Source organism: Microbacterium sp. Be9 (genome assembly GCF_011754135.1).
GTDB lineage: Bacteria > Actinomycetota > Actinomycetes > Actinomycetales > Microbacteriaceae > Microbacterium > Microbacterium maritypicum_A.
Genome location: NZ_WNWT01000006.1, coordinates 1 through 26,022, shown reverse-complemented (window position 1 = coordinate 26,022; position 26,022 = coordinate 1). Strand labels below are relative to the sequence as shown.

21 protein-coding genes are annotated in these 26,022 nt (G+C 67.9%); 8 read left to right on the top strand and 13 right to left on the bottom strand.

Annotated features, from left to right (window positions below; all coding sequences use genetic code 11):
- Window positions 1-17: 17 nt before the first annotated feature.
- Window positions 18-425 carry a pyridoxamine 5'-phosphate oxidase family protein gene (locus GLO27_RS10955; RefSeq protein ID WP_021200091.1) on the bottom strand — a complete coding sequence of 136 codons (408 nt, stop codon included), beginning with the start codon at window positions 423-425 and terminating at the stop codon, window positions 18-20.
- A gap of 204 nt (window positions 426-629) precedes the next feature.
- On the opposite strand from GLO27_RS10955, the gene GLO27_RS10950 reads away from it, so the two are divergent.
- Together GLO27_RS10950 and GLO27_RS10945 are read left to right on the top strand one after the other, a co-directional pair.
- Window positions 630-1,601 carry an alpha/beta hydrolase gene (locus tag GLO27_RS10950; protein WP_021200092.1) on the top strand — a complete coding sequence of 324 codons (972 nt, stop codon included), beginning with the start codon at window positions 630-632 and terminating at the stop codon, window positions 1,599-1,601.
- Between the two features lie 69 nt (window positions 1,602-1,670).
- Complete coding sequence (locus GLO27_RS10945; RefSeq protein WP_167254906.1) at window positions 1,671-2,666, top strand: hypothetical protein; 996 nt, start codon at window positions 1,671-1,673, stop codon at window positions 2,664-2,666.
- A 38-nt stretch (window positions 2,667-2,704) separates the two neighbouring features.
- Here GLO27_RS10945 and GLO27_RS10940 read toward each other — a convergent pair whose 3' ends face one another.
- The 10 genes from GLO27_RS10940 to GLO27_RS10895 all read right to left on the bottom strand — a co-directional run bounded on the left by GLO27_RS10940 (window position 2,705) and on the right by GLO27_RS10895 (window position 13,765).
- Window positions 2,705-3,808 (bottom strand): DUF4064 domain-containing protein, encoded by a 1,104-nt coding sequence (locus GLO27_RS10940; RefSeq protein WP_243844826.1) that lies wholly within the window; start codon window positions 3,806-3,808, stop codon window positions 2,705-2,707.
- Complete coding sequence (locus GLO27_RS10935; RefSeq protein ID WP_167254903.1) at window positions 3,805-4,596, bottom strand: hypothetical protein; 792 nt, start codon at window positions 4,594-4,596, stop codon at window positions 3,805-3,807. The genes GLO27_RS10940 and GLO27_RS10935 overlap by 4 nt, the downstream gene beginning before the upstream one ends.
- A 171-nt stretch (window positions 4,597-4,767) precedes the next feature.
- Window positions 4,768-8,271 carry a PKD domain-containing protein gene (locus GLO27_RS10930; protein WP_167254901.1) on the bottom strand — a complete coding sequence of 1,168 codons (3,504 nt, stop codon included), beginning with the start codon at window positions 8,269-8,271 and terminating at the stop codon, window positions 4,768-4,770.
- Between the two features lie 183 nt (window positions 8,272-8,454).
- Complete coding sequence (locus GLO27_RS10925; RefSeq protein ID WP_167254899.1) at window positions 8,455-9,504, bottom strand: VWA domain-containing protein; 1,050 nt, start codon at window positions 9,502-9,504, stop codon at window positions 8,455-8,457.
- Entirely contained in the window at window positions 9,501-10,487 is a 987-nt protein-coding gene (locus tag GLO27_RS10920) for a VWA domain-containing protein (protein WP_231479933.1), read from the bottom strand. The genes GLO27_RS10925 and GLO27_RS10920 overlap by 4 nt, the downstream gene beginning before the upstream one ends.
- Window positions 10,478-10,969 (bottom strand): hypothetical protein, encoded by a 492-nt coding sequence (locus GLO27_RS10915; protein WP_021200099.1) that lies wholly within the window; start codon window positions 10,967-10,969, stop codon window positions 10,478-10,480. Before GLO27_RS10915 ends, GLO27_RS10920 begins: the two co-directional genes overlap by 10 nt.
- Window positions 10,956-11,843 (bottom strand): DUF58 domain-containing protein, encoded by an 888-nt coding sequence (locus GLO27_RS10910; protein WP_021200100.1) that lies wholly within the window; start codon window positions 11,841-11,843, stop codon window positions 10,956-10,958. Before GLO27_RS10910 ends, GLO27_RS10915 begins: the two co-directional genes overlap by 14 nt.
- Window positions 11,844-11,850: 7 nt before the next feature.
- Window positions 11,851-12,816 (bottom strand): MoxR family ATPase, encoded by a 966-nt coding sequence (locus GLO27_RS10905; RefSeq protein ID WP_046398963.1) that lies wholly within the window; start codon window positions 12,814-12,816, stop codon window positions 11,851-11,853.
- A 202-nt stretch (window positions 12,817-13,018) separates the two neighbouring features.
- A complete protein-coding gene (locus tag GLO27_RS10900) occupies window positions 13,019-13,327 on the bottom strand; it encodes a DUF4190 domain-containing protein (protein ID WP_036272007.1) in 309 nt (102 codons plus the stop codon).
- A 126-nt stretch (window positions 13,328-13,453) separates the two neighbouring features.
- On the bottom strand, window positions 13,454-13,765 hold the full coding sequence (locus GLO27_RS10895) for a putative quinol monooxygenase (RefSeq protein WP_029268225.1): 312 nt from the start codon (window positions 13,763-13,765) through the stop codon (window positions 13,454-13,456).
- 115 nt (window positions 13,766-13,880) lie between these two features.
- Here GLO27_RS10895 and GLO27_RS10890 point away from each other — a divergent pair, with 115 nt between their 5' ends.
- Window positions 13,881-14,243: a helix-turn-helix domain-containing protein gene (locus tag GLO27_RS10890; protein WP_167254891.1), complete on the top strand. Its 363-nt coding sequence runs from the start codon at window positions 13,881-13,883 to the stop codon at window positions 14,241-14,243.
- Between the two features lie 80 nt (window positions 14,244-14,323).
- Window positions 14,324-14,872 (top strand): YbhB/YbcL family Raf kinase inhibitor-like protein, encoded by a 549-nt coding sequence (locus GLO27_RS10885; RefSeq protein WP_136024318.1) that lies wholly within the window; start codon window positions 14,324-14,326, stop codon window positions 14,870-14,872.
- A 195-nt stretch (window positions 14,873-15,067) separates the two neighbouring features.
- Here the strand turns inward: GLO27_RS10885 and GLO27_RS10880 are convergent, their stop codons facing one another.
- Complete coding sequence (locus GLO27_RS10880; protein WP_167254889.1) at window positions 15,068-15,787, bottom strand: Pr6Pr family membrane protein; 720 nt, start codon at window positions 15,785-15,787, stop codon at window positions 15,068-15,070.
- Between the two features lie 105 nt (window positions 15,788-15,892).
- Here GLO27_RS10880 and GLO27_RS10875 point away from each other — a divergent pair, with 105 nt between their 5' ends.
- Window positions 15,893-18,067, top strand: a complete 2,175-nt coding sequence (locus GLO27_RS10875; protein ID WP_167254887.1) for an adenylate/guanylate cyclase domain-containing protein — start codon at window positions 15,893-15,895, stop codon at window positions 18,065-18,067.
- Between the two features lie 2 nt (window positions 18,068-18,069).
- A complete protein-coding gene (locus tag GLO27_RS10870) occupies window positions 18,070-19,494 on the top strand; it encodes a mechanosensitive ion channel family protein (RefSeq protein ID WP_167254885.1) in 1,425 nt (474 codons plus the stop codon).
- A 6-nt stretch (window positions 19,495-19,500) separates the two neighbouring features.
- Here the strand turns inward: GLO27_RS10870 and GLO27_RS10865 are convergent, their stop codons facing one another.
- Window positions 19,501-20,451 (bottom strand): DMT family transporter, encoded by a 951-nt coding sequence (locus tag GLO27_RS10865; protein WP_167254883.1) that lies wholly within the window; start codon window positions 20,449-20,451, stop codon window positions 19,501-19,503.
- A 470-nt stretch (window positions 20,452-20,921) separates the two neighbouring features.
- Between GLO27_RS10865 and GLO27_RS10860 the strand changes: the two genes are divergently transcribed.
- The gene (locus GLO27_RS10860) at window positions 20,922-24,698 is read left to right on the top strand and encodes a putative toxin (RefSeq protein ID WP_167254881.1); all 3,777 of its coding nucleotides are present in this window, start codon (window positions 20,922-20,924) and stop codon (window positions 24,696-24,698) included.
- A 6-nt stretch (window positions 24,699-24,704) separates the two neighbouring features.
- Window positions 24,705-25,913, top strand: coding sequence for a hypothetical protein (locus tag GLO27_RS10855; protein ID WP_167254879.1), 1,209 nt, complete (start codon window positions 24,705-24,707; stop codon window positions 25,911-25,913).
- Window positions 25,914-26,022 lie beyond the last annotated feature (109 nt).

The following is a 26,022-nucleotide window of genomic DNA, read 5'->3' as shown; positions in this document are numbered from 1 at the left end:
TCACCCGGAGACGGCGCTCAGTCCGCGCCGCGGAACTGGTCCCGTCGCACGGTACGGCCGGTGATGCTCTCGATGCGGAACGACAGCGGAAGGCTCCGATCCTCCCCCGCCCACGGATGCACGCGCGCGGCATCACCGGCCGCTTCGTCGTCGGGGACCCGCGAGAGGGGACCATGCAGCAGCACGCTCCATGCCGTGTTGCCGAGGGGGTCGTGGTAGTCCACCTCGAACGCGACCGGGAGCGGCTCGGAGGTCAGGGCGGCCAACACGCCGTCCGGCGCGGTGCGAAGAAGCAGGTCGTGACCGGAGACCGCGAAGTTCACGGGAAGGATCTGCACCCGGTCCTCATGGACGAAGCCGATCCGGCCGATCGTGGTGGTGGACAGCAGTTCGTAGGACTGCTGCTCGTCGAGTGCTCGAATCATGCGCGCATCCCTTCCTTTTGGCGCCAGGCTATCCAGCGCGACACGCGCCATCAAGGGAGTCGTGCGACGCCGGAGCGGAACAGCCCGCCATCCGGCGGATCGGAGGCGTCGGATCCGCCCGCGCTGGCGGGTTACTCTCGGGAGCGGCGTGCGGGAGGCTGGCGGAACACCGCCGCGATGGTGGCCGAGGACAAAGGAGTTCCGATGACTGACACGACCCTGGCGCGACCGCCGTTCGATCCCGAGCTCGAGGCTGCTCTCGCTCTCGTCGGCGACCAGCTGCCGTCGACCCTGACGCCCGAGATGATCCCGCTGATGCGCCAGTCGCCGGTGAGCGGCGACCAGGAGATCTTCACCGTGCTCGACGACCGCGGCTTCACACGCCGTGACGTCACGATCGCCGGATACGACGGAGGCGAGATCGTCCTGTCCGTGATCGAGAAGGAGGGCCGGACCGGCACCGGTCCGGGCTTCTTCCACACCCACGGTGGCGGCATGATCATCGGCAACCGCTGGCTCGGTGTGGTCGGCTTCCTCGACTGGGCGGAGCGCTACGACGGCGTGATCGTCACGGTCGAGTATCGGCTCGCCCCCGAGTTCCCCGACCCTTATCCGGTGGAGGATTGCTACGCGGGTCTGCTGTGGACCGCCGAGCATGCCGAGGAGCTCGGGATCGACCTGTCGCGCCTGCTGATCGGCGGCGGCAGCGCCGGGGGAGGCCTGGCTGCGGGCACCGCGCTGCTCGCCCGTGACCGGAAGGGCCCCGAGCTGATCGGCCAGCTGCTCATCTACCCGATGCTCGACGACCGAGACGAGTCGGTGTCCACCCGGCAGATCGACGGGATCGGGGTCTGGGATCGCGGGTCGAACGTGACCGGATGGACGGCGTTGCTCGGCGACCGCAAGGGTACCGACGACGTCTCGATCTATGCCGCTCCCGCGCGGGCGACCGATCTGAGCGGACTGCCCCCGGCGTTCATCGATTGCGGCAGCGCAGAGGTGTTCCGCGACGAGGATGTCGCCTATGCCACGAAGCTCTGGGAAGCCGGGGTCCAGGCCGAGCTGCACGTGTGGGCCGGCGGCTTCCACGGCTTCGACATGTTCGCCCCGCACGCCGCCGTCGCTCAGGCCATGCTCGCCGCGCGGGACAACTGGGTGAACCGCCTGCTCTCCTGAGTCCGGATTCCACCCTCCGGGGCCGCGCGCCGACCCCGTAGGGTGGAATCCCCGCGCGATGGAGCCGACATGCAAGATCTGCTGGGGCGTCTCACCGCCCTCGACCCGGATGCCAGCGAGACGCTCAAAGTCGTCAGCTACTTCGATGCCCTCGTCGCCCGCTCCGTGGGTGTGGAGAGCATGCTGCGGGGTGCGGCGGTGCTGAGCGGTGCGACCGTCGGCCAGCGCGACGGCCGGCACATCGTGCGCGTGCGGGCAGATGGGGTGCGCATCGATCCCGTCGAGCCGTCCCCGTCCTGGCCCGTCCGGGAGAGCGGGCCGGATGCCGTCGCCTGGATCGAGCGGGAGGGCGATGCGCATTCGAACGACGCGATGATCCTGGAGCGGCTCAGCCTCGCCCTCGGCATCATCCGGGCGCGACGCACGGTCGGCCCCGAGAGCGCGGTCGAACTCGCCATCAGTTCCTACGCCGGTGCCGAGGAGCGGGCGGCTGCGCTGCCGCGGCTCCGGCTCTCCGCGAGCATGCTGCGACTGGTCGCGTCACCCCCGGAGCCCGCACCGTTGCCGACGCACCCCTCGGCTGTGGTCGCCACCCGGCACGGACTCACGCGCGCGACGATCATCGACACGCAGACGGACGTGCGAGAAGTCTGGCCCGAGACCGCTGCTCTGCGGTTGGGCGTCGGTCTCGCCGGAGAGGGAGACCAGCTTCCCCAGTCGTGGGCATCGGCTCTCGTCGCCGTGCGTCTGACGAGTCCGGGCGAGCCGGTGGTCGATGCGGCCGACCTCGGAGCGCTGCTTCTCATCGCCGACGCCGCCGAGTCGAGCCCGTTGCACCCGGATGCCGCCGCGCTCGCGGCCCTCGACGCCCGTAGTCGGGAGGTCCTCGACGCGGTCGCCGAAGAGCAGAGCGTGCGCGCCGCCGCCACGCGTCTCGGCCGCCACCATTCCAGTGTGCAGGAGCGTCTGACGGTGCTGGTGGAGACTCTGGGCTACGACCCGCGCACCTCCCGCGGCCACGCCCGCTACGTGCTGGCCCGGATGCTGCTGACGCTCGGCCCCTGACGCGCGGCCCACGGCACCGGCACCGCTCCGGCGCCGTCTCACTCGAAGCCGGGGTACTCCTGCAGCTTCGTCTGGAACTCCTCGCGATCGGCTTCGCTCAGTACTCCGCTGGCGATCACGGTCAGCTGCAGGCCTTCGAGGGGTTCGCCGGTGCGGGCGTTCTGTGCCTCGCGGGCGGCCAGGAATCCGCCGTCCCGATCGTTCGAGAGGTCGTTGATGGTGGCGTAGAAACGCAGCGGATCGGGGAAGTTCTCGGTGTAGTACTCCCACGTCGTCTGCGTGCGCGGGTCGTCGCTGCCGTAGAGCTTCGCGATCATCGCGGGGTCGATTCCCGAGACCGAGGGATCGTTGAAGGAGTAGAGGTCCCACAGTCCGTGCTCGACGACGACCTCGTTGATGACACGCATCACGTCGAGCTTGCGCTCGTCATCCTGGATCGGTTCGTTCGTCGCCCACGCCGCGGAGGTGAATTCGACGAGCATCGACTCGCCGCCGTAGCCGTTGCGCTCCGGACGCAGGTCGTCGTCGCCCACCTGCACCCAGGTGTAGCCGAACTCGTCGGTGAGTCGCGTGCGGATGTCGGCGAACATGGTCTCGGCCTGCGCACGCACCTCTTCGAGCGACTGCTGCGAGAGGGTCTGCTGGGGGTCGGTGCCCTTGATCGCGGGATAGGCCTCCGCGTGCTTCTGCGCGGCCGTCTTCGTACCCTCGTAGTTGCCGGAGGCTGAGGTCTGCAGGGCACTCATGCCGCCCACGGTGGCGACGTTGAACAGGATCGCCACGACGAGCGCGATCGCCCCCAGCTTCCGTCCGCGTGCCGAGAACAGGGCGGCCGCGATGACCGCGACCACGACGAGCTGCAGGGCGAGCATCGTGACGCCGTAGAGCAGGTCGGTGCCGCCGGCGATCAGCGTCCCGAGCAGGATCAGCGCGAAGAGGATGGAGGTGGTGAGGGCGATCCATCCGAGGGCGTTCGCCGGCTTCCTCGGCTCTTCCGCCGGGGCGATCGTCGCGACGTTCGGGCGCGGTGCGGATCCGAACGCATCGCGCCGCGCTCCTCGGTAGCCGCCGGGTGGGGGCACGGGTGGAGCGCCCTCGGTGCCCGCGATGTAGCGCGCACGCTGCCTCTCGTGATCGCTCACCACGGCTTGTCCGTCTCCGAACCGCCCTGGTCGTCGCCCTGTTGCTGATCGCGTTCCTGCGTCCCCTGCTCGAGCTTGTCCTGCAGGCCCTTCAGCTTGTCCTCCGACGGCTGCTCCTTCTCCCCCGGTTGCGGCTGGGGTGACGGCTGCTGCTCCTCCTGCTGCTTCTGCTTGAGACGATCGGCGGTGCCGTCGAGAGAATCGGCCATGTCGCGCTGCGGGTCGGACGACTGCTGCCGGGCCTCTTCGCTGCGGCACTCCTCCGGCGTCTCGACCGTGATCGTGAGCGCCTCGCCGTAGAGCGCAGCAGCGCCCGCGCCGTCGCCGTCCGCGCGTGCGGCGTCACCCATGCGCTCGACCACCAGGGCGAGATTGATCCGTACCCCGCATACCTCCAGTCCGGTGGCGAGGTCGAGTGCCCTTTCGAGCTCGGCCCGCGCCTCCGGCAGCTGCTCCGCCGCACCGAGCGCGGTGCCGATGTTGAACGGTGCCTTGTACGGCTCGAACCAGTTCAGGAGGTCTTGTCCGCGTGCGGATGCCTCCGACCCGGCGAAGTCGTCCACCACGTAGGCGGTGATGGCCTGATGTGCGAAGGCGTACATGCTCAGCAGCTTGCCCACGAACAGGAGCGCGGCGAGGGTGAGCGGAATCGTCCCGATCGCGACCCAGCGGCGGACGCTGCGACGACGGCGGTTGGACCGGAGGAGGGCGGCGGCGCTGTCGGCCGTGCTGGCGGTGGTGGTCGAGGACCCGAGCTCGGTCGCCGCGGGTGCCGACGGATGTGTCACGTCCAACCCCCTTACCGATCGACCACTGCTCAGCGCGGGGAATTCTGGTCCCCGAAGCGGCAGGACGAAGCGCTGAACATCCTATCCGGGGATCCTCCGGATACGATTCAGCGGACCTCGAGTGCCGAGGTCGGCTGAATCATGGTGAGGGACGATGCCCGTCCCCGGGCGCTACTCGGCTGCGGTGACGCGGAACGTGTCGAAGGCCACGCCGAGTGCCGCGGTCGAGCTGCCGGAGCGGTTGCCGCTCAGGCCCACCCCGCCCGCGGGCTGCAGGGGCGTCGCATCCGACGCCTTGAGCTGCCAATCGGCCGGTTCCGTCGCCCCGGTCGCCCAGATCTTCGCGTTGATGGACGCCTGCGCGGTGCCCGTCACCGTGACCTTGAGGGTGTACGAGGTGTTCGCCGCGAAGGCGAGACCCGAGACGGCTCGGGTGGCCAGGACGGTTCCGTCACGGTGGGCGACGAGCCAGATGGTTCCGTCGGGACGGAGCCATGCGCGGACGAGATAGCGTCCGGCGGCGGAGTCGCGTGCGATGACTCCGATGTACGCACCACCGGTGGTGGCCCCCTGATCGACGCGGAAGGTCGTCTCCAGAGTCGGGCTCGGGACCGACGTCGCGTTCAGCGTGGCGTGTCGGGTGTCGCCCGCGGCCAGGTTCAACCGTCCGAAGCCGTCGGCGACCGTGGCCGCCGCCTGCGAACCGCCCGCGATCGTCCAGGCGCCGCCCGCGACCGCGTTCCCCCAGCCTCGGCTGGATGCCTGCTCGAAGTCGTCACCCGCGAGCGGCGCGGGTTCCGCCACGACGGATTCGCGGGTCGTGGTCGCCGAGCCGCCCACGTCGTCGGTCACGGTGAGGGTGACCGTACGTGTCCCCGCCGTCGAGTAGGCGTGGCTGGCGACCGCACCCGCACTGGTCGTGCCATCGCCCCAGTTCCAGCTGTAGCTGCTGATGGTGCCGTCGGTGTCGGTCGATGCCGCTGCGTCAGCCGAGGAGGTGAGACCCGATGAGGAGAGGGTGAAAGACGCGGTGGGCAGCGCATTGGCTCCCTGCACGACCACCGGCTTCTTGACCGACCCCACGAGCCCTTGGCTGTCGGTGATCGTGAGCTTGACCTGGTACGTGCCGGGCGCCGCATACGTGTGCGAGGGCGTCTTGCCCGTACCCGTCGTCCCGTCGCCGAAGTCCCAGCGGTACGCCGCGACAGTAGCGGATGCCGGCGGGACCGACGTGCTCGCGTCGAATGCCACAGCGAGCCCGACCGGGGTCGCCGTGTACGCCGCGACGGGCGCCGTGGAGCCCTTGGCGACCCAGAAGTGCGTCTTCACCTGCCCGGCGCTCAGCCCGTACGGGTAGATGGCGAACTGGTTGACGTTGCCGGTGAGGGACACCGACGTCGGGATGTTCGGCCAGTTGACCAGCTTGCCGCTGCCGATCTTCCAGAAGCCCTCGTAGGCCTGACCCTTGGTCACACCGGTGATCTGATCGTTGAGTTGGCCGTCGACGAAGAGCTTCATCCCCTCGGGGCTGACGGACGCCACGACCTGGTGCCACTGGTTGTCGTTGTACGCAGCCTTGGTCGTGATGACTCTCGTGCCGTCGCTGTACACCCCGAAGTTCAGGCGTCCGTCGTTCGACATGTAGACGTTGCGGTCGTAGTTCTTCGAGAAGCCCGCTGCTGAGCTCTCGAAATCGAACAGCAGTCCGCCGCTTGTCGTCGACGTCTGGAACCACATCTCGGCGGAGTACGCGGAAGGTGCGGGCATCTTCGTGGTGGTGTCGACGCGTCCGGTCTCGGTGCCGTCGAGGGCCGTCGCGCCCGTGCCCTTCGACGTTCCCGACGGCAAGAGCTTCGCCCCTGCACGGAAGATCGGGCTGTTCGCGCCGGCAACGTCCTGGCCGATGGTTCCCAGCGGGTAGTAGAGCTGGGGTTCATCGGCGAGCACCGCGTTGGAATACGGTGGCGTCGGGTCGGCCACCGTCACGGTCGCCGTCTTGCTCGAGACGGTGTTGCCGTTGCCGTCTGTGGCGGTGAAGGTGTACTGCTGCTGCGAGCCGGCCGGAGCCGTCGTGTCCTCGAAGCTGACGGCGGGCAGGTTCCACCAGGTGGAGTCCACCTTCGTGGTGAGCAGAGGAGTGGTCGAACCGGCGCGGCGCAGCTCATAGGTGAGCGTGAGGTCGTCACGGTCCCAGTTGGCCGGGATCGACACCTTCACCCGACCGGGGGTGAGAGACGTCGCGGTCGGCTGCCACTTGTCTCCGGAGAGGCGGGGGCCGTCTTTGGGGCCGGCGGGAGGAGCGGTCGAGAATCGCACGAGTCCCTCGAACTGGCCGTTGTTGACGGAGCGGAACTCGCCTCCGATGGAGATCATGTTGCCCGTGCCGGTGATCGACAACCCGGCCTGACCGAGTCCGGTGGTGACACCGACCGCCCAGTCGGGAGACCACGCATACGGCGAAGGCGCGGGAGTTCCGCCCCAGTCCTTTCGGCCCGGTGCCGCCGGCTGAGGTGCGAGGGTCCCCCGGGCATCGGCCGTGTATGCCTCGGAATAACGGTGCACGCGCGGGGCCTGTTCCGGGTGGAGACCCAACGTCTCGCAGGTATGGGTGTGGCTCGTGGTGTAGACGACCTTGCCGGTCGAGTAGACGCCGTAGTGGTCGCCGATGCAGTCCGCGATCCAGCGGACCTTGCCGGTGCCGGCCTCGGCCGCGAAGGTGCCTTCGAGGTTGCCGGTGGCAGCGTCGGCATAGCCCCACCCGGTGCCGTAGACGCCGGTGGCATCGGTGGTGAGGCTGAAGGTTCCGGCTTTACCGGCGTAGATGCCGCTACCGGCGCCGTTCCTCACCGTCTTGGCCAGCTCCCACGCGGTGTTCAGCGTGCCGGTGGTCTTGTCGACGGCTCCGCTGCCACGCATCTCGGTGTTGCCGTTGATCTGCGAGAACCGTCCGCCGATGATGGTGTCCTTGCCGGCGGGGTCCATCACCATCGCATCCACCTGCAGGTCGGTCTGCGGGGCCCAGGGCAGGAGCGCGCCGTTCGCGGTGTTGAACGCGGCGAGGTTCTTCCGTGCGGTGCCGTTGGCCTGGCCGAACAGGCCGCCAGCGTAGACCGCGGTTCCGGATGTCGTGAGAGCGTAGACGCCCGATCCGCCGATCGACGGGACGAACCCGGCGACCAGCTCGCCGGTCTTCGCGTCGATCGCGGCGATGTTCCAACGGTCCTTCCCGTTGACACTGTTGAACGAACCGCCGATGTAGATGCGGCTGCCGTCGGGAGATGCGGCGACGGCCTTGATGACGCCGTTGACCTTCGGTGCGAACGGCAGCAGCGCCCCGGTGTTGATGTCGTAGGCGAGAACGTTCGACCGCGCGGTGAGGGCAGTGCCCGGAGCGGCTTTGGGCTCGCGGGCGTTGTCGAACTTGCCCACGGCGTAGACGGTGGAGCCGATGGTGGTCTGTGCCCAGACGTAGCCGTTGTCGATCTGCACCGTTGGAATCGGGTCGGATGTGACGACGTCACCGTCGCGTTGCAGCAGTGGCGGCAACGTCGGCGCAGCGTCGGCCGCCACGGCGGCTCCACCCCCGAACGACACCAGCCCCGCCACGACCAAGATGCCGACGACGACACCAGCGGCCGCGGAGCGGGCGCGCTCAAGAACGTGATTGTTCCCCATGATTTTGTTTTCCCCAGTGATCTGATGCCGACGCGAGCGCCGACACGACATCGCAGTCACGCGCCGCGGAGGCTTCCCCAAGCCATGTGTTCCGCGATCGTCATGCATCTGCGAACCCTGCCGGGACCAAGACAGTCCTCGACCGGTAAAACATTAGCAGCTGATATCGACGAAGCCTGAGTGTTAGATCTGGGTGCGTGAGCGGACGCGCTGTCGTGGCGCGCGCAGCTGCCGAAGTCGCGCGATCAGCAGGGCGGCACGCGTGAGCTCGACGCCGAGGATGGCCAGGGCGACGAGCGCTGCGATCCAGTAGAGCTCGATGACGTTGCCGACCTCGCCCGAATCGGCGTAGTCGGTGGTGGTCGACGGGGCCTCGGGAAGGGAGGGGGCGGCATCCGCCGTCCGAGTCGCGTACGTGACCCCGAGCTGGTCGGCGATCGTCTCGAGGTTCGACTCGTCGATCACCGAGAGAGCGTCGGCGCCCTGGTACTGGATGTAGCCGCCGCCCTGATCCGAGACGCCGCCCGTGGTGATGCGCATCGGCCCGCCCTCGGCGGTGCCGTAGCCGAACACGGCTCCCGAATCGGTGTACTTCTCGCTCGCGCTGAACGACTCCGGCGCGGTGTCGACCGTCTGCTCCCCGTCGCCGAAATAGAACACCATGCGCGAGCGGTCGGGAGACGATTCGGCTGCCGAGGCGAGCGTTTCCGACAGCAGGGGGGCGGCGATGCCGATCGAGCTGCCGCGTGACTGGCTGGTGACCTCGGGGCGCAGCACCCCGAGTGAACCCAGGAGTGCCGTGGTGTCCGTGGTCAGCGGCATCCTCAGCTCGGCCGCGGCATCCGAGGTGATGAGGGCGAAGCGCGCTCCCGGATACTCCTCCACCAGAGCGCGCACGTCTGCACGGATGCCGTCGAGCCGCGGTTCGCCGTCATCCCAGTCCTCAGCCACGATGCTCGCCGTCGTGTCGACCACGAGCACGATGTCGGTATCCGTCGCGAGGGTCTGGGTCGCTCCCCCGGGGATGCCCGGGCGCATGAGCATCGCGAAGCAGGCGAGCACCAGAAGCAGCCGCATGGCCCACAGGGCACGATGCCCGGCCAGCGCGCGACGATCGGTGACCGGCACCCCGGCGGACTTCGGCGGACGCACCAGCACCCAGACGGCGGCGACGGCGACGGGGGCGCACAGCAGAGCGACGAGCAGCGGGTTGAGCACGGGTTGGAGGATCACAGTCGCACCCTCCACAGCACCACGACGAAGCCGAGCAGGCAGATCGAGAGCAGCACGATCCACAGGTTCGGGGTGTCGGTCCAGACCACCTGCGCCTCCCCGCGCAACTCGGTCGCCTCCTGTTCCTGCACCTGGGTGACGATGTCGGAGACGGTGGTCGTGTCGCGCAGGCCGAATGCGGCGCCGCCCGTCGCCTCGGCCGCAGCGCTCAGCTCGGCGCTGACGTCGGCATCCTTGCCCTGGACCGGGTTCAGCGCGAAGACTCGCACGTCCTTCGAGGCGGCGTAGGCGGCGGCCTCGTCGAGCGTGACGATCGAGGCGCCGTTGACCTCGTTGTCGGTGGCGAAGATGACGGAGCGTGAGCGCTCGGCGTCCGGGTTGTCGAAACCCATCGTGCAGGCGGCGAGACCGTCGCCGATCAGGGAGGCGCCGTCTCCATTGAGGGTGCCGACCCAGTGCTCCGGGACCTGATCGACATAGTCGAAGCTCTGCGTCATGCTCTCGATGTGCTCGCGCACGAAGTCGTAGTCGTCGGTCAGGGGGAAGATCTGCACGGGCGAGCTGTTGAAGATCGTCAGCCCGATGCGTTCGCCCTCGAAGCTGTCCAGAAGCTCGTCGAAGACGTTCAGCACCTCCACGTCGACCTCGGTCATGGAACCGGAGACGTCGAGGCACAGCATGATGTCTCGGCTGGTGTTGACGGGCTGGATCGTCTGCGCCGACATCGGCCGCGCAGCCACCACGCCCGCGACGATGGCGGCGGTCGCGCCGAGGGCGAGGATGCCGGACAGCGCGAGTGCTCTCCGCGTCAGTGCGCGGCGGAAGGAGGGCAGCGCGCGCACGCGCTCGGCACGGGCGACGCGCGCTGCGTCGATGCCTCGGCTCGGGCCGCCCCGCCGGAGGCCGACGACGAGACCGATCGTGATCGCGAGCACCACGACCGCGACCGCGGCCGCGAGCATCCAGACGTTCGCTAGTGCCACGTGCGCACCACCGTCCTGGCGGCTTCGGCGCCGGCCACAGGATCGATCACCGGTCCCTGGCGGAAGATGCTCGGGTAGTAGTGCCTGCCGAGCGCATCGATGAGGGCGGGATGCACTCCGCGGGCCACGAGATCGTCGAGCGCGAGCACCGGTGCCTCCAGGCCGCTGTACTCGTTCACGAAGGTGCGCACGGTGCGGCTCAGCTCGAGATTCGCCTGCCGGGCGGACATGCGGCGTTCGACGTACTCGGTCTCGATCTGCTGGATGCGCGCCAGGTACTCGGTGCGCAGCTGCGAGAGCACGTCGATGACCAGCGGCGCCTGCCCGGCGTTCGGGTCGGCGACCGCCAGGGTGCGCCGCGGTCGGGTGAGGACGATCAGCAACCACGCCCCCAGCACCAGTAGAGCCAGGATGCCGATTGCGAGCAGCATCCATCCCCAGCCGTACTGCGCCGGCGGATAGAGGTCGTCAGAGCCGGGCATTCGACCTCCGATTCAGCAGCGTCAGCAGCTGAGCGACGGCATCGTCCTGCCCGTCCAGCGTGGAGTGGCTGATCTCCATCCGGGTGAGCAGCTCGGCGAGGTGTGCGGCGTCGGCCTCGCGTTGCGCGGTCAGCTCCTGCACGATCTCGCGGTCGCCCTGCACGAATCCCGGCACCTGCCAGCGACTGTCGACGTCACTGCGGATGTGTCCGGTGGCGTGGTCCAGCACGGGCTCGGCGTCGCGCAGCGTGAGCCAGAGCACGTCGTGCTGCACGCGCAGTCGCCGCAGCATCCGTTCGGTCTCGCCGGTGACGGGGGCCTCGTCGGTGATCACGACCACGATCATGCGACGCGCGATCGTGCGGGTGACGAACGACAGCAGGCCATCACGGTCGCTCGGTGCGTCGCTCTGGTCGACGGCCCGATCGATCGTGCGCAGCGCGTGCTCGAGCGCCCCTTCGCTGCGGCCCGGCGCGAGGCGGCGCACCTTGGCGGCATCGCCGTACACCGTGGTGAAGTCGTCGCCGTGGCGCAGCGTCAGCACACCGAGCACTCCGGTCGCCAGGATCGCCAGGTGCTTCTTCGACTGCTCGTCTGCGGCGAGTGCTGACATCGAGCGCCCGGTGTCGACCACGAACAGCACGGTGTGCATGCGGGTCGCGCGCGAGCGCTTCACCAGGGGCGTTCCCAGCCGGGCGGTCGCCCGCCAGTCGATGTCGCGCACCTGATCGCCGTACTCGTACTTGCGCAGGTCTTCGAAGTCGAGGCTCCGCCCGCGCAGCAGCGACGCGTAGGCGCCGTCGAGCGCGTGCAACGACTTGCGCGTCGAGTGGATGAAGAGCTTGCTCTTCACCTGCGTGATCAGGCTGGCCATGGAGATGTCAGGGTGTGGGGACCGACGCGAAGATCTGGTCGATGATCTCCTCGCTGCGGATTCCTTCGGCGTCGGCCTCGAACGTCAGCAGCACCCGGTGGCGCAGCACGAGGTGCCGGAGCTCGCGGATGTCTTCGGGCAGCACGTGCGTGCGTCCCTTGAGCAGAGCCAGCGCTCTAGAAGCCTGGAGGAACGCGATGCTCGCACGCGGACTCGCGCCGTACTTGATGAAGCGGGCGCGTTCTTCGCCGATGTACGGCGCCGGGTTGCGGGTGACGTAGGCGATCGACACGATGTAGTTGCGGATCGCGGGGTCGACGTAGATGCGGCTCGCGACGTCCTGCAGCAGATGCACGTCGTCGAGGCTGACGGCGCTGGCGACGTGCCGGTCGGGGTCGAGCACACCCGAATCGATGCGGCTGAGCACCTCGAGCTCTTCGGCCGGGCTCGGGTATTCGACGATCTCTTTGAGCAGGAAGCGGTCCATCTGCGCCTCGGGCAGCTCGTACGTGCCCTCCTGCTCGATGGGGTTCTGCGTCGCGATCACGAGGAACGGCTTCGGCAGGTGGTGGATCTCCCCGCCGATCGTGGTCTGATGCTCCTGCATCGCCTCGAGCATGGCGCTCTGGGTCTTGGCGCTGGAGCGGTTGATCTCGTCGAGCAGCACGAAGTTCGCGTGCACCGGGCCGAGCACCGTCCGGAACGATCCCGTCGCCGCGTCGTAGATCTGGTTGCCCGTGATGTCGCTCGGCAGCAGGTCGGGCGTGCACTGGATGCGCTTGAACTGCGCCTTCACGGTGTCGGCGAGGGTGCTGGCCGCGGTGGTCTTCGCCAGTCCCGGCACGCTCTCGAGCAGAATGTGGCCGCCGGCGATGAGCGAGATGAGCAGGCTCGTGCGCAGCCGGTCCTGACCGACCATCTTGGCGGAGTAGGAGGCGGAGATGACCCGCAGCACCTCGGACGCTCTGGCCATCTCGGCGTCGATGGGTGCGCCGTTCGCCGTGGCGGGTGAGGCTGCGGGGGCAGGGGCCTGCGCGGGAGCGGGCGGAGGCGGAGGTGCCACCGACTGCGGGGATGCGGCGTTCAGGTCGTGCATGCTCTCTCCTCCTGGGGAGCGCGGCGCTTCTCCCCCCAGCCAGGGTAGCCGCCGCACCGAGGAGGAGAGCTGAGCGCCGTCACTGGCCGAACATGGACGAGGTCGCCGCGATCCATCCGAACGTGAGGGCGAGGATCGTCACGATGATCCAGATGCTCATGGCGATCGCGTTGAGGGCGATCCCCCATCCCGCCTGCGTGCGTGCGCGCGGCTCGCCTCGCAGCGAGACGATCCCGAGGATGAGTCCGATGGCGGGCGCGAAGAACGTCCAGCCGGCGAACACGGAGCAGATCCCGAGAACGAGACTGGCGGTGCCTTTGGCGGTCGACGTCGCAGCGACGGACGGCGCGGTGGTGGAAGGGGCGGGTGCAGAAGCAGTTGTTGACATGACATCCACGCTATGACGGGGTCTGTCGGCGGTCATCGGACTGGAGTACCCACGTCGTACGTCCAGCGGATGATTGCGCCGGTTCTCAGGTACGGGCGTCGGAGCGTGTTCCGGCAGCGTGGGCCGCTACGCCGACCGCCGGTCGAGGAACAGCAACTCGAGCGGTGAGGCCAGCAGCGCATCCACTCCCTGCGCGAATGCCTGGAAGTGCGGTGTGGCGAAGTGGGTGTCGAGCGCAGCCTGGTCGTCGAACGCCTCGCGCATGTAGAACGTTCCTGGCTCGCTGCGCGATTCGAACAGCACGTAATCCTGGTTGCCGGGCTCCGCGCGGGTCGGCTCGATCAGGCGCTGCAGGGCGGTGAGCAGTGCGTCTCGGCGACCGGGGAGGGCGCGCAGGATGGCGAGGCTGTACAGAGGGTCGGGCAGGGGTGAAGACATGATGTGGTCTTTCTTTCGTGGGATCGAGCACGGCATGCTGCCGCGAGATCATTACTACTCGAAGGGGAGCAGTTACCCGCAAGGACCGCTGGTAACTTTCGGATACCATGAACGGATGACTTTCCTCAGCACCTGCGCCGCCGGCAGACCCCATGATGTCTACGACGCCCAGTGCCCGTGCCGGGGCATCCTCGATCTGCTCGCCGACAAATGGAGCGCGCTCATCCTCGGCGCACTCGAGGGCGGCCCGATGCGGTTCGGTGAGCTCAAGCGCAAGCTCGAGGGCATCAGCCCGAAGGTGCTCACGTCGTGCCTTCGGCGACTCGAAGACCGCGACCTCGTCGCCCGCGAGATCTTCGCCGAGGTGCCGGCTCGCGTCGAGTACTCGCTCACCGCCCTCGGCGCCGACGCGGCGAAGCCCCTGCAGAGCCTCCGTGATTGGGTCGAGTCGAACATCCAGCGCTTCCCCGATCTCTGAGATTCCGAGAGTGGGGTGGTTACCCGGAGGTGACTTGCACCCCTTGCGGGAAACCAGGTGCTCGTCGATACCGTCCTCGCATGACAGATCAGACACAGGCAACGAACGACCCGTACTACGCGCTTCCCGAGGTGCCGAGCTTCGAGCTCCGCAGCTCCACCGTCGCTGACGGAACGCCCTTCGCCGAGGCGCAGTACTCCGGAGTCTTCGGCGTCCCGGGCGGACGCGACATCTCTCCCGAACTCACCTGGTCGGGGTTTCCCGACGACACCCGGAGCTTCATCGTCACGGTCTTCGATCCGGACGCTCCCACCGGATCGGGATTCTGGCATTGGGCCGTCGGCAATATCCCCGCGACCACGACCCACCTCGTCGAGGACGCTGGCTCCGAGAGCCGGGAGCTGCTTCCCGCCGGTGCCGTGGCTTTCCCGAACGACGCCGGGCTCGCGCGCTACATCGGCGCCGCTCCGCCTGCCGGATCGGGCGTGCACCGGTACCACATCACCGTGACCGCGCTGGATGTGGCGCGGCTCGATCTGGACTCCGGTGCATCCCCGGCGCTCCTCGGCTTTACGGCGGGCCCGCACACGATCGCGCGAGCCACGCTCGTCGCGTACGCCGGGGAGTAGACCTCGGGCTGACCACCCCCGTCCCGGGCGGGATTCTCCCTGTCGGGCGGAGCACCCCCGTCCCGGGCGGGATTCTCCCTGTCGGGCGGAGCTTTCGTCTCGAGATCTCCGCCCGACGGCGAGAACTCCGCCCGTCGCGGGGCGTCCATGCGTGAGCAGGAGTGGGCGGAAGCAGCTGCGGGGTCAGGCTGGGCGTCAGGCTGCGGCGATGGTGGCGTCGGCGGTCGAATCCGAGACGACCGCCCGGCGACGGCCCACCCACACGACGAGGGCGGCGGCGCCGATGATGATCGCGGCGATCAGTAGCACGTAGAGGGCGACGCCTCCATAGCCGCCGGGCTGGGCAGGGTTGAGGAACGGGTACGGATACCATGACGGCTCACCCGATGCCGGCGCGATCACGAGGTTCGCTCGGATCAGCGTGTAGATCACCCAGACGATCGGGAAGATGGCGGCGATGCCCACGGCGCTCCAGCCGAGAGCCCGCCGTCTCGGGGCGAACAGCACATCGGCCAGCATGATGATCGGCACCACCACGTGGAGCACCTCGTTCGACCAGCCGACCGTCGAGCCCTGGGGCAGCTCGATGCCGCGAAGCAGCAGGTTGTAGACCACGCCGGTGACGATCATGTAGGTGCTGGCGCACATCAGCAGGATCGCGAGCCACCGCGGTTCCGCCGTCGTGTCGCGATGGGCGAGCGCCCAGAACCCGCCACACGCCAACGCGACCACGGCGAGGACGTTCGACTCGATCGTGAAGAAGCTGAAGAAGTTCGAGATGACGGTCGGCAGATGCGCGCCCCACTCGGTCGTGGCCGCAGCGGCGATCTCGAGGGTGCGGATGAGCTGCGCGATGATCGCTGCCGCGGAGAGCACGGCTGCGGCGATGCGCACGTAGGGCCACCAGATCGTCATGTTCGCCTCCGGTCGCAACTGTAGTGGCAGATTTCCGTAGACCGCGGCACCGATATATCGATATCGTCGGACCGTTCACGCAGCACGCGCATGGCGGAGGGGCAGATGAGCGACAGCGGAGACGGCGGTAACACGGTCGGAGCGGGCGGCACGGGCGGAACCAAGAAGCGGCGATTCTCGCGTGCGGGTCTCAGCATCCAATCCAAACTCCTCATCATGCTGCTCGGGGTGAGCCTGGTCTCGTCGGTGATCGTCGGCGCGATCGGCTTCGTGAACGGGCGGCAGTCCCTGCACGACTCGGCGGTCGATCAGCTCATCACCATCCGGTCGATGCGAGCGGCCGAGATCACGACCTACATGGAGAGCGTGCGGCGCGACGCCTCGCTCAACAGCCGCAACCTCAGTGCGCAGTCGATGTCGACGGCGGTGAATGCGGGATTCGCCGACCTCGTCGATGTGGAGCTCGACGAGAGCCAGCGCGGCGAGGTCGAGGCGTACTACAAGGATGTCTTCATCCCCGAGCTCGAGGCGCGCTCGGGTGAGGAGTACGGCGACACCGCCTTCATCCCCGACCCCGCGGCCGGGCAGTATGTGCAGCTGCAGTACGCCCTCGGCAACAAGGACTTCGACGCCGATTACGACGCGCAGCTGGAGCTCAACGACAGCGGTGACGGCACGAGCTATTCGGCTGCGACCGAACGTTACGGCGACTACTTCACCCGGCTCGTCCAAGAGGCGGGCTACGAAGACGCGCTTCTGCTCAACCTCGACGGTGATGTCACTTACTCCGCGTACAAGGGGGTCGAGCTCGGCACGAACCTTCTGACCGGCCCCTATCGCGACTCGGCATTGTCGAAGGCGTACGCGGAGGCGATCGCGACCAACTCCGTCAACACCGTCGTGCTCACCGACTTCGACCGATGGATCCCATCGTTGAACGTTCCCTCGATGTGGGTCGTCTCACCCGTGGGCAACGACCGAGGAGTCACCGGCGCGATGGCGTTCCAGATCTCGATCGACACGATCAACGACGTGATGACGGGGCACGAGGGGTGGAAGGCGCAGGGGCTCGGCGACACCGGCGAGGTCTATCTCGTCGGACGCGACGACCTCATGCGCAGCACCGCGCGCCGACTCGTGGAAGATCCGGACGACTACGTGGAGCGCCTCATCAGCGGGGGCATGGCGCCGACGATCATCGACCGCATCGCCGCGATCAAGGGCACCGTGCTGCTGCAGCCGGTCGACACCAAGGCGGTGCAGGAAGCGCAGGCCGGCAGGAGTGGAACGGTCGTCGGACGCGACTTCATCGGCGGCGAGAGCGTCACCGCCTACGCGCCGCTCGACATCGAAGGCCTCGACTGGGTCGTGATCGCCCGCATCGACACTGCAGAGGCATTCGAGCCGGTCAACGTTTTCACCCGCAACGTGCTGCTGTCGCTGCTCGGCATCCTGCTCGGTGTCTCGTTGCTCTCGCTTCTGCTCGCGCAGGTGTTCACCCGTCCTATCCACCGTCTCGTCGGAGCTGTGCACCGGGTGGCGGAGGGCGATCTCGACGTGCAGGTGCCGCAGGGCTCACGCGACGAGTTCGGCGACCTCGGCAGTGCCTTCAACGACATGGCCTCGAGTCTGCGGATCAAGCAGGACCTGATCGAGGAGCAGCAGAAGGAGAACGAGAAGCTGCTGCACACCCTCATGCCCGAGAGCGTCGCGACGAAGTACAAGCAGGGTGAGGAGGCGATCACCGAGGCCCATGAGAACGTCTCGGTCGTGTTCGCCGAACTCGTCGGATTCGACGACCTCGCCCGCGGCATGAGTGCGGAGGAGGAGATCGGCCTGCTGAACACGCTGATGCGCGGGTTCGACGAGGCAGCCGAGAAGGCGGGCGTCGAGAAGGTGCGCACCCTGCGCGGCGGTTACCTGGCCTCGTCGGGTCTGATCGTCCCGCGGGTCGACAACATCCGCCGCACCGTCGAATTCGCGCGGAGTCTGCTGGGCGTGCTGGAACGGTTCAACGCGCAGAACGGCACCCAGATCTCGCTGCGGGCGGGCGTCGACACCGGCACCGTCACGAGTGGTCTGGTGGCCCGGACGAGCCTGGCGTACGACCTCTGGGGCGATGCCGTGAGTCTCGCCTACCGGGTGCGTTCGGTCACGGGTGAGCCCGGTATCTACGTGAGCCAGACCGTGCGCGACCGCACGCAGGAGATCGTGAGCTACGTCGAGGCGGGCACGGTGGAGACCCAGGGCCGGACCGAGACCGTGTGGAAGGTGGTCTGAGCATGGGCGACGTGTTCACGGGTGGCTGGGGCTGGTGGATCATCGGCCTCGCGGTCGGCGTGCCCGTCGTCCTCGTCGTGCTCACCGAGCTCATCGGCACGCTGACCCGGCGGAACAACCCCGTCGCGAAGCCGTTGCGCATGCTGCGGAACTGGGTCATCCCGGTCGGAGCCTTGTTCGCGCTGCTGGTGTTCGCGATCCAGTCCCCCGCCGACCAGGTGTGGACCCGCGTCGTGGCGACCGTGTTCGGGTTCCTCATCATCCTGCTCGTGCTGTCGGCGTTCAACGTCGCGCTGTTCGCCAATGCGAAGCCCGGGTCGTGGCGGGAGCGCATCCCGTCGATCTTCGTGGAGATCGGGCGGCTGGTCCTGGTGGGCGTCGGGCTCGCGCTGCTGTTCTCGTGGGTGTGGGATGCCGACGTCGGTGGACTGTTCACTGCGCTCGGTGTCGGATCGATCGTGATCGGTCTCGCCCTGCAGAACGCGGTGGGCGGGGTGATCTCCGGTCTGCTGCTACTGTTCGAGCAGCCGTTCAAGATCGGCGACTGGCTCGATGCCGCCGGCGTGAAGGGCCGGGTCGTCGAGGTGAATTGGCGCGCGGTGCACATCGACACCGGCTCCGGCATCCAGATCGTGCCGAACTCGTCGCTCTCCGGCGCCTCGTTCACGAACATGAGCGAGCCCGAGGGGCCGTACTACGCCGCGACGGACGTGAAGTTCTCGACCGACGATCCTCCGCACGAGGTGATCGCGCTCCTCGTCGAGGTGGCCGACTCGCTTCCGATGCGACTGCAGCGCGAGCGAGCGACCGTCGACTACTCGGGTGCGGGCGCGTACTCCGTGTCGATCCCGGTGGCGGGTCCGGCCGATGCGTCCCGGGCCCTTTCGATGTACCTCTCCTGGCTCTGGTACGCGGCACGGCGTCGCGGATTCGCGCTCGACGGCGACTCCACCGATCCGCTCGCCGAGCCGCAGCGCCTGGTCGAGGCGATGCACCAGATCGCACCGACCTTGCATCTGCGCGACGATGACATCGAGGCCGTGCTCACGCAGGCCCGGCTGGAGCGCTACGGCGTCGGCGAGATCGTGCTGCCCAGCGGCGTCGTGCCCGACGAAGTGCGCGTCGTCTTGTCGGGCCGTGCGGCGCTCGCCCTCGAGGTGGAAGGCGGGCGGGTCGAGTTCGCCGCCGCCGAGAAGGGCGATCTCATCGGGCAGACCGCTCTCACCCGCGAGCGGACGCAGGCCGTGACCGTCGCGGGCGAGATCCTCACCGTGGTGGTGCTGCCTCTCGACACGATCGACGCCCTCATCCGCACACGACCCCGCCTGGCGGCCGAGATCGGCGAGTCGCTCGAACTCAAGCGCACGCTCGCCGCCTCCCGGCTCGCTGAGCTGGGGATCGCGCGCGGGGTGATCACCGGGCGCTGAACGGCTTCAGGTGCGGCGACGCCACCGCAGGCGGGTGATGAGCACGCCGAGCAGGCACAGTGCCCCGCCGAGGAACATCAATGGCGTCGGCACCTCGCCGAGGATCGCCCACGACATCAGGATCGCGATCGCCGGCACCACGTAGGTGGTCGCCGAGGTCTGTCCCGCGGTGCTGCGCTGCAGCACGTAGGCCCAGGTCGTGAAGGCGATCGCGGTGGGGAAGACGCCGAGGTAGACGACCCACAGTGTCGCATCCAGAGGTGCCGTTTCGAGCGAGCCGATGAGGTTGCCGATCCAGGGCAGCAGCGCGATGGTGCCGACACCCGCTCCGAGCCAGGTGAGGGTGGTCGGGTCGACGCCCGAGGTGAGCAGGCGCTTCTGCACGAGCGTGCACCCGGCGTACATGACCGCGGCGAGGAGGGCGAGGAGCAGACCCGTGATGTCGGGGCCGGCGCTGGTGGACGAGTTCATGCCGATGAGCACGACGCCGAGGAACGCGATGGGTGCGCCGATCACGAGCGGCTTCGGGAACCCCTCGCGCAGGAAGAGTCCGCTGAAGACGACGACCATGAGGGGCGCGAGGTTCACGACCATCGCCGCGGTGCCGGCGTCGAGCGTGAGCTCGGCGCTGTTGAGGGCGAGGTTGTAGACGCAGAACCAGCCGACGCCCCACACCGCGATCAGCAGCCAGTGCCGACGCTCCGGCATGCGGATGCCGTGGCGCACGGCGATGATCGTCAGCACGACGGTGCCGACGGCCATCCGCAGCAGGGCCAGTGCGCCGGGGTCGTAGTGCGGGCCTGCACCGCGGATGCCGATGAAGGCCGAAGCCCAGAGCACCACGGTGACGAGCGCCGCGACGAGCACGAGCGCGCCCTGCTTCTTCGGCGCATCGGTGCTGTTGGTCGCGCTGGTTCGCGTGTGGATTCCGGGGTCCCCGGATGCGGCTTCTGCCATCTTTCGATCCTGGCAGGGGCGTCCGACATCGGGCGAGCCGTCGAAGCGACATCCGCCGTTGCATTTCGGACGATCCGAGACGGTGGCCCATGAGGGGTGATTCACGAGACCTTCCCGACAGGTTCACCTTTCTCTCCCGAGTGGAGAAAAAGTTCCGTTCGATTACGTTCCTTATCCGTGGAGATTGTGGCGTCATATGAACACGGAAATCCGCACTTCACAGGAAAAGTCCAGCGTCAAGTAGGCCATTCGGGGGACAGACAAGACTCACAGCTGACGGATAGAGTCCCGAGCGAGTACCGCCGCAAGCCCACGGTCGAAGCGTGACGGTCCTGTTTCGAGGTCGTGGTCTGCGTGCATTCCGACGTGCGTGTGCGCGCACGCGCCGTGACTCGTTCTGGGGCTCCATCGCAGTCGTGATCTTCACGCGGTCCGATCCCAATCGTGTCCCCCTGGAGAAGAGTCCTGCGATGAAGACCAGATCTCACCGTCGGCGCCTGCGTTTCGCACCGGCGCGGCGGCTCCCGTTCGCGTTCGCCGCCATGCTGATGACGACCGTCGTCGCGGTCGGTCTCTTCCAGCCGCTCGAAGCGTCAGCGGCGACCGCCGCATCGGCCGCGCGGACGCAGGTGTCCGCGCCGGCGGGTCTCTTCACCCCGTCGACGGATGCCGCCGGTGTGGTCACGCAGTTCACCGATGGGGGTCCGGCTGTCCAGGAGGCGGCGAGGCAGGCGCTGCTCAAGGGCGGGCAGAGCATCGAGAGCTTCATCACCACGGGGCAGCACGAGGCGATCGCACAGGACTACCGCCTCATCGCGCTGCGACTGAGCCTCGCGGGCGGGCGCGCCGTCCGTCAGCAGGCGGAGGCGGTGCTGACGGCGAACAATCCGGACCAGCTTCGTGCCTTCGTCACAGAAGGGTGGAAGGACGCCTGGGAGGTCGACGACCGCTCGGCGGCGTATGTGCTTGCGGACACCGGAACGCCGACGGTCCAGCGCGAGGCGAACAAGGCTCTGGACTCGGATGACTCGAGCGCGGTGTCGCAGTTCCTGCTGATCGGTCAGTACGACGCGAAGATCATCGACGACCGCGCGGCGGCCTACGTGCTCGCCTCCACGGGATCGCCGAGTGTGATCGCCGCCGCGGAGGCAGCGCTCGATGCGACGCTCCCGGACGGGTCCGAAGACGCACAGGCCGTGGCGGATTTCCTGCGTTACGGGCAGTTCGTCGCCGGGGCGCGCGACGCCGAGGCGGCGACCATCGCCCAGCTGACGAACCAGGTGATCGCGGCGAATATGGTCGCTCAGCAAGAGCGTCGCAACGCCGACAACGCCTCCGCGCAGGCGGTCCTCGCGGCCAAGCTCGCGAAGGAGGCCACGCAGCGCGCCGCCCAGCAGGCCGCCGCCGCGCAGGGCAACGCCGAACAGGCCAGCGCCGCCGCGAGCAGGGCAGCCGGTCTCGCCCGTCAAGCCGCCGACGCGGCAGATCTCGCCGTGCAGGCGGCTGCGGCAGCGCACCAGGCGATGAACGCGTCGATGAGCGCGGCGGGAACAGCCGCATCCGCGGCTGCGCGCGCCAACCGGGCGGCGGCGAACGCTGATGGTGCGGCGGCGAATGCGGCGGGCCAGGAGGGCATGGCGGCTGCGGCACGGGCAGAGGCGGAGAAGGCGCGCGACGCCGCAGACAAGGCGGCGAAGGCCAAGCGTGCAGCGGCCGAGGCGGAGACGGCGACGAATGCGGCGAACCGCGCTGCGCAGGCTGCGGGCGCCGCGGCCGGCTACTCGGGCGAGGCGGCCGGATATGCGATGGAAGCCTCTCAGGCGTCGGGAGTGTCATCGGCCGCTGCCGCGCAGGCGCGGGCTGCTGCGGCCAAGGCGAACGCGGCCAAGAACCGCGCGGCATCCGCCACGGCGCGGACGGACCGCCTTGCCGCCGAGACCTCGGCTGTCGCTCAGCAGGCCCGTGATGCGGCCGGGCGTGCGGCCGACAACGCCAACGCCGCGGCGATCGAGGCAGACACGGCCGCGGCCCAGGCCGGTGTTGCGCAGGGGGCTGCTGCTCGGGCGACCGCTTCTTCGGCGAAGGCGGCGGCCGCTGCTGAGGCCGCGACGAAGGACGTCGAGCTGGCGAAGACCATCTTCGACCTGGCGCGGAAGGCCGATGCGGAGCGTCTGGCCGCAGAAGAGGAATTCGGGCTGGCGCAGGCGGAGATCGCCGCAGCAGAGGAAGCCGAGGAGAAGGAGCTCAAGGACGAGGCCAAGAAGGAGGGCGCAGCCGCCGTTGCGGAGAGCAGCGCGTTCCTGAAGAAGATCACCGCTCCGGATGCGAACCTGCAGGAGCTGCTGCCAGAAGCGCGCTCGGCCATGCTCGCCCTGATCACGTCGGGAACCCCGTGGATTGCCGCTGCGGCCGAGCAGGCTGTCGTCGGCAATGACGAGGCCGTCGTCGAGTTCTTCAAGAACGGGTACGGCGTCGCGCTCGAGCAGGATCAGTGGGACGAGGCGAAGGCCCTGCTGTATGACGGTGACCACACGATGCTGCAGGACGAGGCCTATGACGTCCTCGAGAACGGCGAGGAGTACGTCGCGGCGTTCCTCAACGAGCGGCTTCCTGAGATCCGCGACCTCGAGAACCGCCAGATCGCATTCGTGCTCGCCACCGAGGGGGGACCGGCCATGCAGCGCGCGGCGAACCTCGCGCTCGATGCCGACGACCCCGCGGTCCTCGCCAAGTTCATCGCGGAAGGACAGTACGACGCGCTCGAGGTCGACCAGCGGGCGGCAGCCTTCGCGCTCAGCACGTCGGGCGGCCCCGAGGTGCAGGCGGCCGCGAACATCGCGCTCGAAGGTTCCCAGACGGCGCTGAAGAGGTTCCTCGAGCAGGGCCAGTACGAAGCTGCCAAGCGCGACAACGACACCGCGGCTCACGTGGCGCAGATGCAGAGCATGTTGCACCTGGCCGACCAGCAGGCCGCGGCCGCGCGGGAGGCGGCTGCGCTCGCGGAGAAGGCGGCGGCGACCGCGCGGCAGGCGGCGGCCGAGGCCCAGGCCAGCGCCGACCTGGCCCGGAAGTATGCGCAGGAGGCGCAGGGATGGGCTGCGCAGGCGGCCACGTCGGCCAACCAGGCGACTGCTTCGGAGAACGAAGCGCGCCAGTCGTCGCAGCGAGCGCATCAGGCGCTGACGGCCGCGACCGCCGATGCGAAGAAGGCCAACGGGTTCGCCGCGCAGGCGACGTCGTCGGCGCAGTCAGCCAGCGCTGCGGCGTCGCGGGCCAACGATGCCGCGAGCCGTGCGGCCACGTCGGCGACGAACGCAGGGCTGGACGCGGAAGCTGCCGTGAAGGCCGCGACGGAGGCTCGCGAGATCGCGGCATCGAAGCAACGCGCGGAAGATGGGGCCGACAACTACCCGCCGCCTGCCGGCAAAGAAGGGGAGCTCACCCAGGCGCAGATCGATGCCGCGTACGCGCTCGGTGGAGACGCAGAGGTGCAGCGGCTGAAGGACGCCCACGCGTTGACACAGCCTGATGCCCTGCTGAACTTCATCATCCAGGAGGGCGGCAAGGTTCTCCTCGACCTCATCGGTGTGACCGACATCATGGACTGCGTCACCAAGGGCGACATCGGTGCGTGCTTCATGACGCTTATCGGGTTCGCGCCCTGGGGCAAGCTTGCCAAGCTCGTCGAGTCGATCCCGCTGATCATGAAGCTCGCCGACAAGGTTGTGGGCTTCGTCAATAAGGTCGGCGACGCGTTCAGCCTCCTCAAGAAGAACAAGACCAAGACCGACGAAGTCGCCGGTGAGTGCATGGTTCGACCCGGTTGCGATCCCATCGACGCCTACCGGTTGACTAATCCGCCAGGTGCAACAGCGAACGAAAAGGGTCAGCTGGGTGAGTATGCCGCCGGTATCGTCATCGGGTCCCCGAAAGAGGTATTTGACAAGGCTTTGTATGGCACCACGCGAACGCGAATCACCGACTACGCGAACGAAACCATGATCATGGAGGTGAAGAACGTCGCGACGCAGCACTACAGCACCCAGATCAAGGATCTACTTAAGATCACCGGCGCTACGAACAGGTCAGAGTTCGTGCTGGTGACGAGGCCCGATACTCATCTGACTGCTCCCCTTATCAAAGCACTGTGTCGAGCCGACCTCGGATTCGAGGTGATGGTCAAGCACCTCCCGATCGTTGTCGGTGGGGAGTTGTCCACCAACAAGCTGGTGTGCCCAGGGGGTTGAGCGCGAATGTCCTACGATCTTCACATCTACGGCCGGGAATCGCTTCCGCCGGACGAGCTGTCCGGGGTGGTCGCCCAGGTCGACGGCCTGAAAGCAGAACTCGATCAACCCTCAGGAGTCGTGACAGCGACGGTCAAGAGGCGATCCGGGCTTTGGTCTTCCCGCGAGCAGTGTTTCACCGTCGATGGACCGTTTGACCTCGATGCCGAAGACGTCCCCGGGCTGGGACCTTCGACCGGGGCCGGCGTGATGTACTCAGTCTCCGTGGATGGCGGCCGTCCCGATGACATTTCCCTCGCGCTGTCTTTCGCCGAGGTTCTTGCTCGTCGACTTGGAGGATCAGTAGTTGATCCCCAGAGGGCGGAGGTGCCACCTGCATCTGTGGCTTCGCAGTCTGCAGCGGGAGAGGCCTCCACACGAAAGCTCTGGATGCACTTCAGCTGGTTCCGTCTCCGGGATGGACGTGCGGACCTTGCCGGCGAGTACCTGCAGGCGGCTCGGCGTTCTTTTGAGCTGGGTGTTCCTGTTCGCTTCGGATCATACGAGCCGATGCAGGGTCGCTTCCCGCGGGACCCGGACGAGAAATTCACCGAGACGTATGAAGTGGAGTGCGACGCAACGCCTCTCTACTTTGCGAACAAGTCGATCTCGGAAGGAAGCATCGCCGGATGGTCGCTCGATGGACGGATGCGCTACCAGAGTGCTCAGCTCTCCGTTAGCTTCGAATCAGTGCAAAAGGCGAGTCTTGTCGCGGCCTCGCGCGACTTCTTCGTCGACCTCGCGCGGCGGTCTCAGAGCTTCTTCGGCTTCGTAGAGTTGAACGACCGTCAGGACGCAGACGCAGGGGTCGGGCACTTCGAGGGGGGATGGGGAGGGCTACCAGCTGACCCGCAATGGATGACGTGGTACGGGTCGGAATACGGCGAGATGGTGCGCCCTTACCTGGACGAGCGTGGGACTTTAGAGGAGTTCGAAGGCGGCACGCTCCATCGTTGGACCGAGCATCCTTGCGAGGCGAAGGACATTCGTGCGCGACTGGGACGTCCCGGCTGGTTGCACCCCGACTTCTTCGCGGTCGTGGAGGGGAGGACAGTGCGAGCGCCGGCAAAGAGGATGCCTCCGTCACTGCGCCCGCCCGAGCCCGGATCTGCGGAAGCCCTGCGTCTTGAAGCACTGTTTGCTCACAAGAGGGCACACAGGCGTTGGACGTCATGAGACGACCGAACTTCTTGAAAGGTATTGCATGTTCTCGTTGAAGTCTCGCCGTCGCGCGCGCATCGGCGCGGTCGGCATTTCCGCCGTGTTGGTGTCGGCGTTGCTCGTG